We start from the raw sequence: 13,635 nt of genomic DNA, 5'->3' as shown, positions 1-13,635 counted from the left end.
CTAGCGCAACTTTTGCAAAATATGCTCAGGCCAAGGGGCAGACTTATTAGTCGTGAGGTCTACCCATACCATAGTGGCGCCGCCAATAGCTGCTTCGACTTCAGGCGATGTAGTTAAAGCCATGCTGGTATAGACATCCAAACTGGTTCTGCCGATGGCGCCAATGGAGGTCTTTAATATCAACTCACCCGGGAAAGAGAGTTGTTGATAGAAATTACAAAAACCATTGAGCATCAACATGGATTCACGACCAGGGGCAACCTCGTAACCCATAGCAGTAATCCATTCGCAACGGGCCTGTTCCATGTAACGAAAGTACACGGTGTTGTTGACATGTCCATATGCATCCATGTCACCCCAACGAATAGGCATGATCATTTCATGCACTAACTTTCGTTCTTCGGGAATAGTGATGCGCATGGTTTAGCGAGTGCTCTTTAGATTAACCAAGTTGCAAAGCAAGTTGGTACAAATTCGTTGAACGTGCGCCAGAACGACAAAACGCTAGAACGGGTCCAGGCAAAGTTTTTAAGAGACGAGCCATCTCTTGTACTTGAGCTTGAGTAAATGCGCCAGGCACTACTGGCAAGTAAACGTAATTTAAGCCGAGCTTTTCTGCTTCAGCTTGAATCGCAGCATTCAAAGGCTGGCTTGGGCCACCCTCACCATCAGGACGGTTATTAATCACGCTCTTGTAGCCTTGCTTGGCTATTTCAGCCAAATGGCTTGGGTCGATCTGACCGAGAGTGCCAAACTGAGCGTTATGGCAAGAAATAGGAAGACTCATGAAACCCTCTACATTCAATTAATTATGCAATAGGGTTGATTTTAAATCAGGGTTGACTCAGAGGCTTGGCTTGCTCTTATGGGCTGTAAAGAAACGTTCGCAAATCTCCATGCCAGCGAGCATGGCAACCACAAACACCAAGGCTTTCAGATGACCTGCGCCTAGAGCAACCAATGCTGGGCCAGGACAGAAACCAGCAATTCCCCAGCCAGCGCCAAAAATCAAACTACCAATAATTAATGGCTTAGTGATGTCTCTACGTGTAGGAATATGCAGTGCCCCACCAAAAAAAGCTTCAGTTCTTTTACTAACAACATAGAACCCGCCGAGACCTACGATGACAGCACCCATCATCACGAACATTAATGATGGATCCCAGTTACCAGCTAAATCCAAAAATCCCAAGATCTTCTGTGGATTGCTCATGCCGGAGATAATCAAACCCCAGCCAAAAAGCACACCAATTGCATACTGACCCAAGAGGCTGAAATGTTTTCTCATCTCAAACTCCAATCAAGTGACGCAGCACGTAAACAGTGATAAATCCTGCACCCATAAAAGAGAGCGTGGCAACTAATGAACGTGGCGATAAACGTGAAAGGCCACAAATACCATGACCACTAGTACAGCCTGAACCATATTGAGCACCAAAGCCTACTAGAAGACCAGCAATCACAATCGCAATCCAATCCGCTTCAATTTCCACTACCGGGAATATGCCAAAAAATAACGCCGCCAGAAAAGGTGCGGTTACCAAACCCAGCACCAGAGCAACACGCCATGCTGAATCAGTCAATTTAGGATGCAGCAAACCAGAAACAATTCCGCTGATACCCAAAATACGACCATGCAATAAAACATACAAGGCTGCAGCAACCCCAAGAATCATCCCGCCTAATAAGGAAGGAATGGGGGTAAAAGACATCCAATCAATTTGCATTATTCAGCCGTATTTAAAATTAACTGCAAGGGTTAGGAGCAAGGCGAATTTGTAAATAACGTAAACCTATATAAGCTCCAAAGATAAATCCAGGCAAAGCCAGCAATGAACCAATGGCAAGAGTGGAGATACCGCTCAAGCCCTGCCCTACTGTACAGCCTAAGGCAGTCACACCACCAAAGCCCATCAGTGCAGCGCCGACTAAATGGTTGGCGGTATCTTCAGTATTACGAAAGGATTCCCAACGAAATGATTTGGTTGCAATTGATACTGCAGTAGAACCCAAAATCATTCCTACAACAGCTGCAATACCCACTGTGATTACTTTGGATGTATCGCTATACATCATCAACCAATCCAAGGAATAGGCATAAGGTGCAACAAACGAAAGGCTTTCCATGCGACCTGAATTCGTTACCAAAAATACTTCTTCTAGGGTGTTTGGATCTTCGGCCACATATCCCAAGTTACCTGATACCCACCATACCGCACAGATTGCCAACCCAACAGCGATACCTGCAAATAGATTTTCAGCAGTCCAAAATGCTTTGCTAGCTAAGGCATAAGCAATGAATGCTGCACCAATGATCAAGCCTAGAGCCAGATGAAGTTGAGGACGCGCAATGCCAAGAGGCGCACTTAAAAGACTAGGTAAATCTTGTGGGGTATTAAAGGCGATAAAGAATGTATCCAAGGTATTGATGCGTACCACACCCAAGAAACCGCGCATGGTCATATAGGCCGTCAATCCGAGGACCATAAACACTACGATGGACTTTAAGTTGCCGCCACCGATACGGATCAAGGTTTTGCTGCCGCACCCTGACGCTAAAACCATACCCAAGCCAAATAAAACGCTTCCAACGATTGTGGAAAGCCATAAAAATTTATTGCCGGTATAAAAACTTTTGAGCGGATCAATCAAGCCAAAGTAAGACATCAAGGTAAAACCAATAATGGCAACACCGATAGCTAAGAACCATTGTTTTAAACGACCCCAGCTAGACATGATGAAAATGTCAGAAACTGCGCCCATGCTGCAAAACCCAGTCTTCTGCATAACAGCGCCCAGAAAAAAGGTGATGGCAAAAGTAGCCCAGAGAACAGACTTGCTTAAAGAACTAATATCTACAACATCCATAGCGATCAAATCTTGAAAAAATTAAGGTTTAAATTTGTAAAACTGTTTATTGAGAAAAGCGGTGACATCCGCTTCATCCTCGGGGAACAGATCAAGCCGTAGTTTGGTATTGCATAAGCCAACCATCTTTTTCAAGTCAGCCAGCGACTTCACCTTGCTATCAGAGCGGGTATAAATCATGTCGCCATTACCAAAGCCGGTTTTCTTGGCATGACAGGCATAGCACTTTTGCTGGTCAATGGTCTTGCCATTAGCCAAATCTGGAGCGGCAAGCGCTGGAGTGCTAATAAGCGCACTGAATGCGATTGCTGAGATAGATCGGAGAAAAGTCATTTTCATTACAAATCAAGGATTTAGCATTAATCCTCTATTTTAAGGCCCAATGGCTGAATTTGCCTTAGTTGCTTGTCTTACTCAGCCTGGATCGACAGATAGACGTTATAGGCATTCATGCGGTTAGCAGCCCTAAACAGCGGCATCCCCTCGTATTCAGACCAATCAGCCTGTTTATAGGCATCCTCGAAAGGATCTAGGTTAATGGCGGCTTCAGACATGGACTCACGCAAATACTTGAGGTAATTCCTGGTGAAGGCGATATCTTCAGCCGGTTTAACCGAGTAATTGCCGTGTCCTGGGATCACAATATTAGGGTTAAGTTTTTCAATCTCATCTAGAGCAATCAGCCACCCTTTGCTATCAGCGTTTCCAACAAACGGAATGCGACCCCTGAATACAAGATCACCAGCAAACAGTACCTTTTCAGAGGGCACATACACCATGAGATCTTCAGGAGCATGCGCAGGTCCAACTCTACTTACGAAGAAGTCCACCCCACCAACGGTCAACTTTGTTTTTTGATCCACCCATACATCCGCAGAGATTAATTTGGTATTTGCATTAATCCAAGGAGCGAAATCGATTCTTGAAGCTATCAAGCGTTGCTTAGCGGTTTCAGAAGAGAGGTAGTTTCTACCCTCACCTTGCGCATAGATCTTGGCACCAATCTTTTTAAATTCTTGCAACCCGTAAACATGGTCTGCGTGATAGTGACTAACAATTACAGCGACTATTTTCTGTGGGGTAATTTTCTTGATTTCAGCAATGAGCTTTTGTGCAAGAATCGGCGAGCCTAAGGCGTCAACAACAACTACTCCACCTGGCGTAACAACAAAGCCAGCATTAGAAATAAAGTTTTGATTAGCGCTGCTTCCCATTTCCGGAAAGCCTTGTACAAAATAGGTGTGTGGCGCTACCTGTATTGGCTTTAGCTGAATCGTATCGCTAGACTTGACCTGACCAAAAGCTGAACCCAAAAAGATAAGGGATCCCATCAGGATCCCCGCAAGACTTTTGAAGCAATTCATATAAGACTGTTTAAGGCTTGATGTAAGCAAAACCATCTTTATATTGCAAATCGGCAACACGAACTACACCCGATGGCGTGAAATCAGCATCTAAAGTGAACTGGTCTTTTTTCAAGTTACGATTCTTGAGCGTAATCTCGCAAACCTCAAACTTCACACCGCGAGACTTTAAAGCACCAACTAAAGGTGCGTATTCCACATTGTTCTTCTTATCTTTCGCCCCCTCCATCATGATGTCCACGCCATTGGCATGGGTCACCACAATAATGGTAGTTTGAGGCGCTACGTCTAAATGATTACGGATATTGCGCAGACCTTTTAGACCTTGGGTCTCAGCATCATCAATGTGGTAAACCACTTTTGTATTACCCGTAGATTGAGCTGAAACCAAAGAACCAAAACCAATCGAAAAAGTCAAAACGGCAATGATGGAAAGTAGTTTTTTCATTTCACGTCCTATGACTTAAATTAGATCGAAACCATGCCAGGATTGTTTGCAACGCCCTTAATGATTGGCTCATTGAGCTTGACTGCTTTAACCACCTTAACATCACGCAGGTGACGCTCAATCACATCCCAGATTGGCTCGCCGCCAGCATTCTTGGCTTCTTCGCTAACGGGTGCCCAGCCTGCAACTTTATAAGTCTTGCTTGCCTCAATTGGCTTGCCGTTTAAGCGCATATCTGTAATACGCTTACCAGCTGTTTGCGCAGGGTCAATGGTGTATTGCATGCCACCAACGCGAACCATGTCACCACCTTGTTGATAATACGGATCTGGGTTAAATAAGTTATCAGCAACGTCTTCCAATATCGTCTTAATCATTTCACCCGACATATTGGTAACCGTGGTGTACGGATAAGTAATCGCCGTTTGATCCAATAGGTTCTCGCGAGTGATTGCTTGGCCTGGCAATAGACTGGTTCCCCAGCGGAAGCCTGGTGAGAAAGCAATTTCGGCATTCTTCTGTGCCATGAGGCCATCTAAGATCAATTGATCAAAGCTACCATTGAAGTTGCCACGACGATACAAGAGACCTTCAGTTGTGGCTAATTTTTCATTGAGCTTAGCTTCGAACGGCGCTCTAATTTTGGTAATCAACTTGCTCATTGCTGGATCGGCTGGAATCATGTTCGAGAATATTGGGAAGAGCTTGTAGCGGAAATCAACTGCCTTACCGCCCTTCACATCAAAATCGAGCACACCCAAAAACTTGCTATTAGATCCAGCATTGGTAACTAGAGTGACACCACCGGAATTCTTAACCTTGACAGGAATAGGAACACCATCGTGCGTATGTCCGCCCATAATGGCATCTAGACCGCTTACGCGAGAAGCCATCTTCAAATCCACATCCATACCATTATGGGAGAGCAGAATCACAACCTTGGCACCCTTGGACTTCACTTCATTAATGGTCTTCTGGAGGTTTTCTTCTTGAATACCAAAAGTCCAATCTGGCGTGAAGTAACGTGGGTTAGCAATTGGTGTATACGGGAAGGCCTGACCAATAATGGCTACCTGAATACCGTTCTGCACTTTCATGACATACGGATTAAATACTGAATCACCAAAGTCGGCTGTTTTAATATTTTGCGCAACAAAATTGACTTTGCCTTTGAAATCGCCATTCACGATTTCCATCACGCGCTTCTCACCTAAAGTCATCTCCCAGTGAGGTGTCATTACATCCACACCCAGCGCAAGGGCAGCATCGACCATATCTTGACCATTGGTCCAAAGAGCCGTACCGGAACCCTGCCATGTATCGCCACCATCAAGCAATAAAGCGCCTGGACGATTTGCTTTCATTTGCTTAACCAATGTAGCCATATGGGCGAAGCCACCCATCTTGCCGTAGTTCTGGGCTGCAGCAACGTAATCCAAGTAAGTGAATGCATGGGCATCGCGTGTTCCAGCAGGAATACCATTTGCTTTTAGGAAGTATTCTCCGACCAAATGCGGAGTCTTGCCCTCTTGTGCGCCAATACCTAAGTTGACATTAGGCTCGCGGAAGTAGATTGGTAATAGCTGCGCATGACAGTCTGTGAAATGCAAGAAGTGGACATTGCCGAATTTAGGCAAATCATAGTATTTCTGTGCGGTGCTCTGAGCATTCACGAAATTGGACTGCAAGCTCAATCCGCCTGCTGATGCAATAGCCAAAGCCTGCAGAAAGTCGCGACGATTTAATGACATATAAGTATTCCCTTAAGAAAACAGGCCTGTCGGCCTGTTCTTTGATTCGTTATTGATTAACTGGAGAGGCAGGATCAAGCAGTAAAGCCATGACATCCTGAATCTGCTGCTCATTTAAGAGCTTGAAGTGCGCAAATCGCGGCATATTGCTACATGCGTTATAGGCTTTGGAATTATTAATACGATTCCAAGTGTATGTAACCACCTCAGGTGAATAACCACGCAGCTTTCCGTATCCGGTTAATGATGGCCCGATGTTTCCATAAGAAATTTCTTTAGGATCAATCTGGTGACAGTTATAGCAACCACCACCAACTACGGTATCAGCCTTATCAGTCCAGGTTGCACCACGACCACTTTGTGCAATCTTCTCGCCATTCTTCCAGTCGCCAATATATTTGCCATCAGAAGGCTGCTTGATGGTGTCCATATTGATTTTCTGAATCTTGTCGCGCATCTTTTCGCCCTGCTTGCTATTTGCAAATACAGGGTCTGAACAAAACTTCTGGGTTGCATCTTGATCGATACGATCCAAGCCTGCAATACCTTGAGCTTTAAAGCTATCGGTCATCATTTTGTTGAACTTTGGATCATTCTTTTGTTGAGCCACAGCTACGTTTTGTAGCAAGCTTGAAGCAAGAATAAATCCAGTAATAGTTAAGAGCTTTTTGATATTTGTATTTTTCATGATCTTTATCTCTTATCTCTTAACGCTTTAATCCAGGTGTTTCAACTGTTCCGCCGTTAGCGGTCTTTGCCATATACATAGACAGAGCAATCGTTACATCTGAACCATAAATTGGGAATGGGAAACGCTGCTGACGATAGCAATCGTTCAAGCGCTGTTGCATAGTCCAGAACTGACCGCTAGAAACACGGTACGCTGGCCAGTAACCCCAACCCATAGCGGCGCCTTTTTGCTCCGTTAAGTTAGGCAAATCTTGCAAACGAATACGTTTACCGTTTTCAGCATGGCAAGATGCGCATGAGAAATCCATTGGGCCACCCTGGAAGAAGAATGCGCGCTTACCGAGCTCATACATTTCTTTTTCTTTTGGATGATTCGTGCTCACCTTAATTTTGTCGCCTTTAGATGCAGTGACTACATAAGCAACAATCGCCTCCATATCCTTTTTAGGACCTTTTTGGAATGGAGCATCAATCATTTCTTGCGGATCACGACCTTGAAGGACTTGCATACAAGTCATCAAACGTGATTCGAGATCTTGCACTTTATTTGTATCTTTAAAGTAGCGCGGCAACTGTGCTGCTGCGCCCTTCACAACACCAGCCCCTAGACCTAAATCACACTTCTCAAGAGTAGCGTTTTTAGGGCCTGCAGGTTTTTTCCATAGATCTTCACCAGCTGCTTCATAAAGCTCCGATGGGTTGCCGTCAGCAATCATCTCGCGATATTTAGCGATATCGTCTGTTGCACTTTTTTGCGCAGAGACTGAAGATGACACTGCTAATAAGGTAGCCAACAATCCAGAGGCCAGCCCTAAAGTTAATTTACGCTGCATTTGCAACCCTTTCAAAACTCAGGTGATAGTAAAAATCTATGGAGACGAGCAATTAAGAAGCGGTTGCTTCGTCGGTGCGCTTGTCACCCTTGCTATCTACCCAGCTCACAACAATCTTGTCGCCCTTAGCGCCCTTGTATTTAAAGTTCAAGAATGGATCCTTAGAAACCGCTGGACCAAATTGACCATTCAATACATCTTTGCCATTTGCTTTGACATTAATTGTGCTGATAAACCATGCTGGAATTGTTTTACCGGAAGCGTCTTTACGCTGACCAGATTCCATGTCGTGTTTCATCAAAATTTTTACATCAACAATTCCACCGTTCTCAGCAGCTCTAACGCGCATTGGATCAGCCATGTTTTCCTCTTGTAATCTAGTAATTAATTAATGGTATTCAGATAAATTGGGGGTGATTAACCGCCGCAACCACCCAAAGTAACTTTCACTTCCTTAACAGACATGCTCCATTTGCCATCGGCTTTTACCAAGGCATAAACGTTGGAGGTCTGACCCATCTTGATACGTGTAGTAACAAATGACTCGGTGCCCGCAGGAATGAAGAATTGAGCAGCTAAGGCGCTTGGGTTCTTCTCAACCAAGATTGCCATTTGCTCTGCTTTAAGGGTGGTTGTAATGCCGACCGGCACAACTGCACCATTTTCTGCAATGTCAGGGGCATTCAAAGTGACTGCACCAGACTTCTCTGGGCTGCCTGCACCCAAGATCTTAAATACATCATCAAGGCTCTTGCCTTCAAAAGCGGCTTTATTCCACTCTTGAGCTTGGGCTACGCTAATAAGACCCGCAGAAGCCATCAAGCCAAAAACGGCTGAATATTTCAATAAACTGCGTCGCTGCTGATTCATAAAAACTCCTTTATTAATCTCTTACTGTGAATATATTATCTGCTTTCTAATAAACCATACTGGTTATTACCTAAGCACCCCTTATTTACCCCCTGATAGCACCCACTCCACCAGCGCCTTGCGATCAGCGTCTGACAATTGTGCTTGCGGTGGCATCGGTATTGAGCCCCAAACTCCGGCTCCACCATTCTTGACCTTAGCCATCAATTTGTCTACAGCACCGCTTTGATCTTTATATTTAGCAGCAATATCTGCTATGGATGGCCCAACCAGCTTAGCGTTTGGAGCATGACAGGCAGAGCAATTCTCATTCTTAAATAACGCTGCAGCACCCTTAGGGGCATTGGCATGAGTATCTTTAGCATGCGCCAGACCCTCTCCCGCTGCACCAGGTAGTTTTGCAATTGGTGGCTTGGTCGTATCAGCTCCACGATACGGACCATACATACGATTTTGATCTGCGATATTGCCATGAGCATCACGAGCAAAATCAGGCAAAGTAGAGCCGATTTGAACAAACGCTACGCAATTATTCATGCAAGCAGAACCATTGACATCGGGTTTGTCTTTCACATTCCAGAAGCCATGCTTTCTAGTCATGCCGTTGCGGTTAGGCATTTTGGCTTGTACTTCAGCAATATTAGTATTGCTGAGAACGAAATCATCCGGAACGACTTCACCAATACTCAAGATGAAAGCAACTAAAGCATACGTCTCATCTGGAGTTAAGGATCTTGGTGCATTCCACGGCATTGCGCGATAGATGTAATCCCATAAAGTAGAAACAGTAGGAACCTTCATTAAAGTGGTTCGCTGTGGCTGCTTCATATCTGCGAGAGAAGCCACCCTTCCAGTCTTGATATCGTCCTTGGTCGTGCCGCCAGTAATCGGTGTAAAGATCTCATTTGATTCGCCGAAGATGCCGTGGCAACTAGCGCACTTGGCTTCCCAAATTGTTTGTCCCTGTTCTACTGAACCAGATCCCTTTGGCAATCCTTTGAAATCAGGGCGCACATCAATATCCCATGCCGCTACTTCAGCTGGAGTAGCATTACGGCCGACTCCAGGAAATTTAGCAGACCCCTGCGTTCCTTGCGCATAGGCAAGATTAGCAGCCAACAATGCTGCGAACAACAGCCCTAAACGAGCAATCGATTTACCCAACTTGTACATTGCTCACCTCGCCGTTTGAATCTAATTTCCAAGACTGAATTGCATTGTTGTGATAAATCGAACGTGTACCACGAACATTACGCAAAGTTTTAATTGAAGGCTGGATGTAACCAGTGTCATCAACCGCTCTAGATTGCAATATTGCAGGCGATCCATCCCAAACCCAATCAATATTGAAGCGTGTAATTGACTTAGTGAGTACTGGAGTCTCGAGGCGCGCTTGACGCCAGTTATTGCCGCCGTCAAAAGAAACGTCAACACGCCTAATCTTTCCGCGCCCAGACCAAGCCATACCACTTACGTTATAAAAACCTTTGTCGAGCAATTGCTGACCGCCTGAAGGCGTTGTAATAACTGATTTGCACTCCTGGATAGAAGCGTACTGACGGTGAGTGCCATCCGGCATGAGTTCAATATAGTGAACCGCTTCATCTTTTGAATTCCAAGGCATATCGCCCACTTCAAGACGGCGCAACCATTTAACCCAGCTAACGCCTTGTACCCCAGGGACTACCAAGCGCAATGGGAAGCCGTTTTCGGGGCGGAGCATCTCGCCATTCATACTCCAGGCTACGATAGTGTCATCAAGGCAACTCTCTAAGTTGATAGTACGAGTCATGCCAGAACCATCACCACCTTCAGCAAGTAAGAACTTGCCTTTTTTCAGATCTGCACCGCACTCTTCAAGCAATACTTTCAGTGGTACGCCTGTGAATTCGCAGCAGGACAACATGCCGTGTGTGTATTGCACTGTCGGGACAGCAACGTTGCCCCACTCTAAGCCGGTATTTGCACCGCACTCAATAAAATGTGTACGAGAAACTGAAGGCAAACGCATCAAGTCATTCATTGTGAAGACGCGAGCATTTTTCACCATACCGTTCACCATCAATCGATGGGTCTCAGGATTTAAGTTGTACCAACCTTGGTGATGGCGCTCAAAGTGCAAACCGTTTGGCGTAATTGTCCCGAACAAGCCTTGCAAAGGTGTAAAGGCAACTGATGCAGCCGATACACGTGTCAAGCCAGGTGACTCACGGCGAATTAAATTAGCCTCATAAATAGACGGCACGCCATAAGGCATGGTGGCAACGTTCTTACCAAGTGTTGTTTGCCATTCTTGCTTTTCTAAAATTGCTGGGTCGCCCTCGCCTGCAGCAAAGGCCAGAGGCGCAGCCAAGCCTGCTGCCGCTCCGCCAACTGCAGACATGAAGCCTTTGCGCAGGAAGCCACGGCGCGTTTCATCAAGGCCATTGGCGTTGATGTCGGCAATTAACTCTTGAGAGATAAAGTGCTCTGGCGCTTTAACTAAGCGGGCTCTATTTGCCGGCTTTTCAACTGCCGAGATATCCTCGACACTTAATTCAATTTGCTTCTTAGTCATTTGACCTCTACTTGAAAAGTGATTTACTGCAAAACTTAATGAATACCTTCAGCAATCTTTGCGCAGACTGACTGACACATTTCTACAGTTGCATTATCTGCAATTGAGTAATAAACCGTTACACCCTCTTTACGTCTGAGCAATATTCCCGCTTTATGCAAAGCCAAAAGATGTCTTGAAACATTCGCCTGACTTGAGCCACACATTTCAACCACTTCAGAAACGGACTTCTCTCCGCTGCAGACTGAATACATAATGCGGAGGCGCGCTGGTTCAGACAGCACATTGAAATAGGCGGCGACCTGAGAAAATACTTTCTCCATCTGTTTCGGAGATAAGTTTTTTGTTGCTTTTTGAACCCTAGATTTCACCTAAATCATCGCCTTGTAATATATATGCATGTATACGCATATATTGGACTCCTGAAGTAGCTAAATCGGTATAGTGAGTTACCCTATATTGCTTGGCAATACAATCAAAACGATGGATATAGACGCAATCCTTCTTTCGCTAAAGCTGGCACTTTGGACTTTGGCTCTCATCATCCCTTTTGGGGTTTGGGTATCCCATAGCCTGCTTAGCCTCAATAGAAGCAAGCCCTGGGTAGAGGCAGCCTTAGCCCTCCCACTCGTTCTGCCACCTACAGTTTTGGGCTATTACCTGCTGGTTGGCCTGGGTGGGAAGAGCTTCTTAGGCTTTCCATTAGTTTTTTCCTTTACCGGCATCTTGATAGCCTCCCTCATAGTCAACCTACCTTTTGCCATACAGCCGATTCAGCGCGCTTTTGAAGCCATTAACCCAGAAATTCGCGAAGCCGCCCAAGTAAGCGGCCTATCCAATTGGCAAATCTTTCGTTTAATTGAGCTTCCGCTGGCCTGGAGGGGTATTACCAGTGCAGCCGTACTGACTTTTGCCCATACTCTTGGGGAATTTGGGGTCGTCCTCATGGTCGGAGGCGCCATCCCAGGCGAAACCAAAACGGTATCTATTTCTATATACGACAAGGTACAAAGTTTTGATACTGCCGGCGCTGGGGCGCTTGCCTTGCTTCTTCTGGGAATTTCACTGATTGCGATTGCGCTCTCTTATGGCGTCTTTGGAAGAAGCGCCACCCCACAGAGCAAAGGGAGAGGCTAATGCTCAAACTCAAAATCAACCAAACTCTCCCCAATCCATTGCAAATCAACTTGGAGTGCGCTCCTGGTCAATTGCATGCACTTGTAGGGCCGTCTGGTAGCGGCAAGACCAGCACCCTTAGAACTATCGCCGGACTGAGTCAAGCGAAGTTCGGAAAAATTGAGTGTGATGGAGAAACCTGGTTTGAAGCGAGCGAACTTTCAGGGGTAATTAAAAACCTAGCACCAGCACAACGCTCTTGCGGCTTCTTATTTCAACAGTACGCCCTCTTTCCGCATCTTTCCGCCGTTGAAAACGTCATCATCCCGCTGCAAAACTCCATCTACGAAGTAAGTGAGCGCAAAGAAATTGCTCAAGATTGGTTAAATCGGATGGGAATAGCAGAACTTGCTCATCGTTTACCCAGCCAGCTTTCTGGCGGGCAGCAGCAGCGCGTTGCGCTTGCCAGAGCTCTAGCTCGGCAGCCAAAGATTTTGTTACTAGATGAGCCCTTCTCCGCAGTAGATGCACCAACCCGTCAGAGTCTTTACAAAACCCTCGCAGATTTACGCAAGGACTTGAACATTCCCATTCTGCTAGTAACCCATGATTTGCGCGAGGCGGACCTGCTGGCTGACCGCATTACCGTTATTGATAATGGAATTAGTCTGCAAACGGCTCCACCACAAGTCTTATTCCAAAGACCCAGAAACTCACGCGTAGCTGAGTTGGTAGGCATCAGCAATATGTTTCATGGAATATTTAATGCAGGAAATCTCACTTGGGATGGTTGTGAAAAAACGTTTACTGTGGCTGACAAAGGAAAGATTCCCCCAAACGCGCAAGTTGCTTGGGTGATTCCACAGGATGGATTAAGGGTCTTTAACGCACCAACCCCTGCCAGCATTCCAGCTACTACCGTAGAAATTAGCAGCTTAGGTCAAATTGCCGTTGTGCAGTTACAAATTCAAAATAGTGCGCACAAAATTGAATGGGTTGCTTCAGCATCTGAAGTTAAAAGACTGAGCATGGAAGTTGGCAGTCAAATGCATATTGAATTCGATGGAGATCAAATTCATATCATGCCCCTGCGCCCCATTAATGATCCAAGACGATTTGTAGATCATTAATACGCAAT

General features: G+C 45.6%; 18 protein-coding genes. 2 read left to right on the top strand and 16 right to left on the bottom strand.

All coding sequences use genetic code 11. The features are described from left to right. The 16 genes from ICN23_RS08385 to ICN23_RS08310 all read right to left on the bottom strand — a co-directional run bounded on the left by ICN23_RS08385 (window position 1) and on the right by ICN23_RS08310 (window position 11,704). Entirely contained in the window at window positions 1–420 is a 420-nt protein-coding gene (locus ICN23_RS08385) for a thioesterase family protein (RefSeq protein WP_215349437.1), read from the bottom strand. 22 nt (window positions 421–442) lie between these two features. Beyond that, a complete protein-coding gene (locus tag ICN23_RS08380; protein ID WP_216231702.1) occupies window positions 443–787 on the bottom strand; it encodes a TIGR01244 family sulfur transferase in 345 nt (114 codons plus the stop codon). Between the two features lie 57 nt (window positions 788–844). Beyond that, window positions 845–1,288: a YeeE/YedE family protein gene (locus ICN23_RS08375; protein ID WP_216231701.1), complete on the bottom strand. Its 444-nt coding sequence runs from the start codon at window positions 1,286–1,288 to the stop codon at window positions 845–847. Window position 1,289: 1 nt separating this feature from the next. Continuing rightward, window positions 1,290–1,727: a YeeE/YedE family protein gene (locus ICN23_RS08370; RefSeq protein ID WP_216214638.1), complete on the bottom strand. Its 438-nt coding sequence runs from the start codon at window positions 1,725–1,727 to the stop codon at window positions 1,290–1,292. Between the two features lie 19 nt (window positions 1,728–1,746). Further along, window positions 1,747–2,868 (bottom strand): YeeE/YedE family protein, encoded by a 1,122-nt coding sequence (locus ICN23_RS08365; RefSeq protein WP_216231700.1) that lies wholly within the window; start codon window positions 2,866–2,868, stop codon window positions 1,747–1,749. Between the two features lie 21 nt (window positions 2,869–2,889). Next, entirely contained in the window at window positions 2,890–3,201 is a 312-nt protein-coding gene (locus ICN23_RS08360) for a hypothetical protein (RefSeq protein WP_216231699.1), read from the bottom strand. A 77-nt stretch (window positions 3,202–3,278) separates the two neighbouring features. Then, complete coding sequence (locus ICN23_RS08355; RefSeq protein WP_216231698.1) at window positions 3,279–4,232, bottom strand: MBL fold metallo-hydrolase; 954 nt, start codon at window positions 4,230–4,232, stop codon at window positions 3,279–3,281. A gap of 10 nt (window positions 4,233–4,242) precedes the next feature. Next, on the bottom strand, window positions 4,243–4,680 hold the full coding sequence (locus ICN23_RS08350; RefSeq protein WP_216231697.1) for a DsrE family protein: 438 nt from the start codon (window positions 4,678–4,680) through the stop codon (window positions 4,243–4,245). A gap of 20 nt (window positions 4,681–4,700) precedes the next feature. Beyond that, window positions 4,701–6,431: a thiosulfohydrolase SoxB gene (gene soxB, locus ICN23_RS08345; RefSeq protein ID WP_216231696.1), complete on the bottom strand. Its 1,731-nt coding sequence runs from the start codon at window positions 6,429–6,431 to the stop codon at window positions 4,701–4,703. 49 nt (window positions 6,432–6,480) lie between these two features. Then, window positions 6,481–7,119 (bottom strand): sulfur oxidation c-type cytochrome SoxX, encoded by a 639-nt coding sequence (gene soxX / locus ICN23_RS08340; protein WP_216231695.1) that lies wholly within the window; start codon window positions 7,117–7,119, stop codon window positions 6,481–6,483. Window positions 7,120–7,138: 19 nt separating this feature from the next. Further along, window positions 7,139–7,954 carry a sulfur oxidation c-type cytochrome SoxA gene (gene soxA / locus ICN23_RS08335; protein WP_068321437.1) on the bottom strand — a complete coding sequence of 272 codons (816 nt, stop codon included), beginning with the start codon at window positions 7,952–7,954 and terminating at the stop codon, window positions 7,139–7,141. Window positions 7,955–8,006: 52 nt separating this feature from the next. Beyond that, window positions 8,007–8,315, bottom strand: a complete 309-nt coding sequence (soxZ, locus tag ICN23_RS08330; RefSeq protein WP_068321433.1) for a thiosulfate oxidation carrier complex protein SoxZ — start codon at window positions 8,313–8,315, stop codon at window positions 8,007–8,009. Between the two features lie 56 nt (window positions 8,316–8,371). Next, window positions 8,372–8,824 (bottom strand): thiosulfate oxidation carrier protein SoxY, encoded by a 453-nt coding sequence (gene soxY / locus ICN23_RS08325; protein ID WP_215361666.1) that lies wholly within the window; start codon window positions 8,822–8,824, stop codon window positions 8,372–8,374. Between the two features lie 81 nt (window positions 8,825–8,905). Then, complete coding sequence (locus ICN23_RS08320; RefSeq protein ID WP_216231694.1) at window positions 8,906–9,997, bottom strand: c-type cytochrome; 1,092 nt, start codon at window positions 9,995–9,997, stop codon at window positions 8,906–8,908. Beyond that, on the bottom strand, window positions 9,981–11,381 hold the full coding sequence (gene soxC, locus ICN23_RS08315) for a sulfite dehydrogenase (protein WP_216231693.1): 1,401 nt from the start codon (window positions 11,379–11,381) through the stop codon (window positions 9,981–9,983). The genes ICN23_RS08320 and soxC overlap by 17 nt, the downstream gene beginning before the upstream one ends. A 35-nt stretch (window positions 11,382–11,416) precedes the next feature. Next, the gene (locus tag ICN23_RS08310; RefSeq protein WP_216231692.1) at window positions 11,417–11,704 is read right to left on the bottom strand and encodes a metalloregulator ArsR/SmtB family transcription factor; all 288 of its coding nucleotides are present in this window, start codon (window positions 11,702–11,704) and stop codon (window positions 11,417–11,419) included. A 160-nt stretch (window positions 11,705–11,864) separates the two neighbouring features. On the opposite strand from ICN23_RS08310, the gene modB reads away from it, so the two are divergent. Continuing rightward, window positions 11,865–12,518: a molybdate ABC transporter permease subunit gene (gene modB, locus ICN23_RS08305; RefSeq protein ID WP_216231691.1), complete on the top strand. Its 654-nt coding sequence runs from the start codon at window positions 11,865–11,867 to the stop codon at window positions 12,516–12,518. Continuing rightward, window positions 12,518–13,627 (top strand): ABC transporter ATP-binding protein, encoded by a 1,110-nt coding sequence (locus ICN23_RS08300; RefSeq protein ID WP_216231690.1) that lies wholly within the window; start codon window positions 12,518–12,520, stop codon window positions 13,625–13,627. Before modB ends, ICN23_RS08300 begins: the two co-directional genes overlap by 1 nt. The last annotated feature ends 8 nt before the right edge of the window (window positions 13,628–13,635 follow it).

Origin of the sequence: Polynucleobacter sp. MWH-Jannik1A5, from assembly GCF_018881795.1 — a bacterium.
GTDB lineage: Bacteria > Pseudomonadota > Gammaproteobacteria > Burkholderiales > Burkholderiaceae > Polynucleobacter.
Note: the sequence above shows the minus strand (reverse complement) of the source record. Positions and strands in the feature narration are given on the sequence as shown.

Bases quoted from the DNA above. Each gene is read 5' to 3' on its own strand.
- ICN23_RS08310 (WP_216231692.1), bottom strand. From the start codon at position 11,704: ATGGAGAAAGTATTTTCTCAGGTCGCCGCCTATTTCAATGTGCTGTCT.
- ICN23_RS08380 (WP_216231702.1), bottom strand. From the start codon at position 787: ATGAGTCTTCCTATTTCTTGCCATAACGCTCAGTTTGGCACTCTCGGT.
- modB (WP_216231691.1), top strand. From the start codon at position 11,865: ATGGATATAGACGCAATCCTTCTTTCGCTAAAGCTGGCACTTTGGACT.
- ICN23_RS08300 (WP_216231690.1), top strand. From the start codon at position 12,518: ATGCTCAAACTCAAAATCAACCAAACTCTCCCCAATCCATTGCAAATC.
- ICN23_RS08355 (WP_216231698.1), bottom strand. From the start codon at position 4,232: ATGAATTGCTTCAAAAGTCTTGCGGGGATCCTGATGGGATCCCTTATC.
- soxC (WP_216231693.1), bottom strand. From the start codon at position 11,381: ATGACTAAGAAGCAAATTGAATTAAGTGTCGAGGATATCTCGGCAGTT.
- soxZ (WP_068321433.1), bottom strand. From the start codon at position 8,315: ATGGCTGATCCAATGCGCGTTAGAGCTGCTGAGAACGGTGGAATTGTT.
- soxA (WP_068321437.1), bottom strand. From the start codon at position 7,954: ATGCAGCGTAAATTAACTTTAGGGCTGGCCTCTGGATTGTTGGCTACC.
- soxY (WP_215361666.1), bottom strand. From the start codon at position 8,824: ATGAATCAGCAGCGACGCAGTTTATTGAAATATTCAGCCGTTTTTGGC.
- soxX (WP_216231695.1), bottom strand. From the start codon at position 7,119: ATGAAAAATACAAATATCAAAAAGCTCTTAACTATTACTGGATTTATT.
- soxB (WP_216231696.1), bottom strand. From the start codon at position 6,431: ATGTCATTAAATCGTCGCGACTTTCTGCAGGCTTTGGCTATTGCATCA.
- ICN23_RS08365 (WP_216231700.1), bottom strand. From the start codon at position 2,868: ATGGATGTTGTAGATATTAGTTCTTTAAGCAAGTCTGTTCTCTGGGCT.
- ICN23_RS08350 (WP_216231697.1), bottom strand. From the start codon at position 4,680: ATGAAAAAACTACTTTCCATCATTGCCGTTTTGACTTTTTCGATTGGT.
- ICN23_RS08360 (WP_216231699.1), bottom strand. From the start codon at position 3,201: ATGACTTTTCTCCGATCTATCTCAGCAATCGCATTCAGTGCGCTTATT.
- ICN23_RS08375 (WP_216231701.1), bottom strand. From the start codon at position 1,288: ATGAGAAAACATTTCAGCCTCTTGGGTCAGTATGCAATTGGTGTGCTT.
- ICN23_RS08385 (WP_215349437.1), bottom strand. From the start codon at position 420: ATGCGCATCACTATTCCCGAAGAACGAAAGTTAGTGCATGAAATGATC.
- ICN23_RS08320 (WP_216231694.1), bottom strand. From the start codon at position 9,997: ATGTACAAGTTGGGTAAATCGATTGCTCGTTTAGGGCTGTTGTTCGCA.
- ICN23_RS08370 (WP_216214638.1), bottom strand. From the start codon at position 1,727: ATGCAAATTGATTGGATGTCTTTTACCCCCATTCCTTCCTTATTAGGC.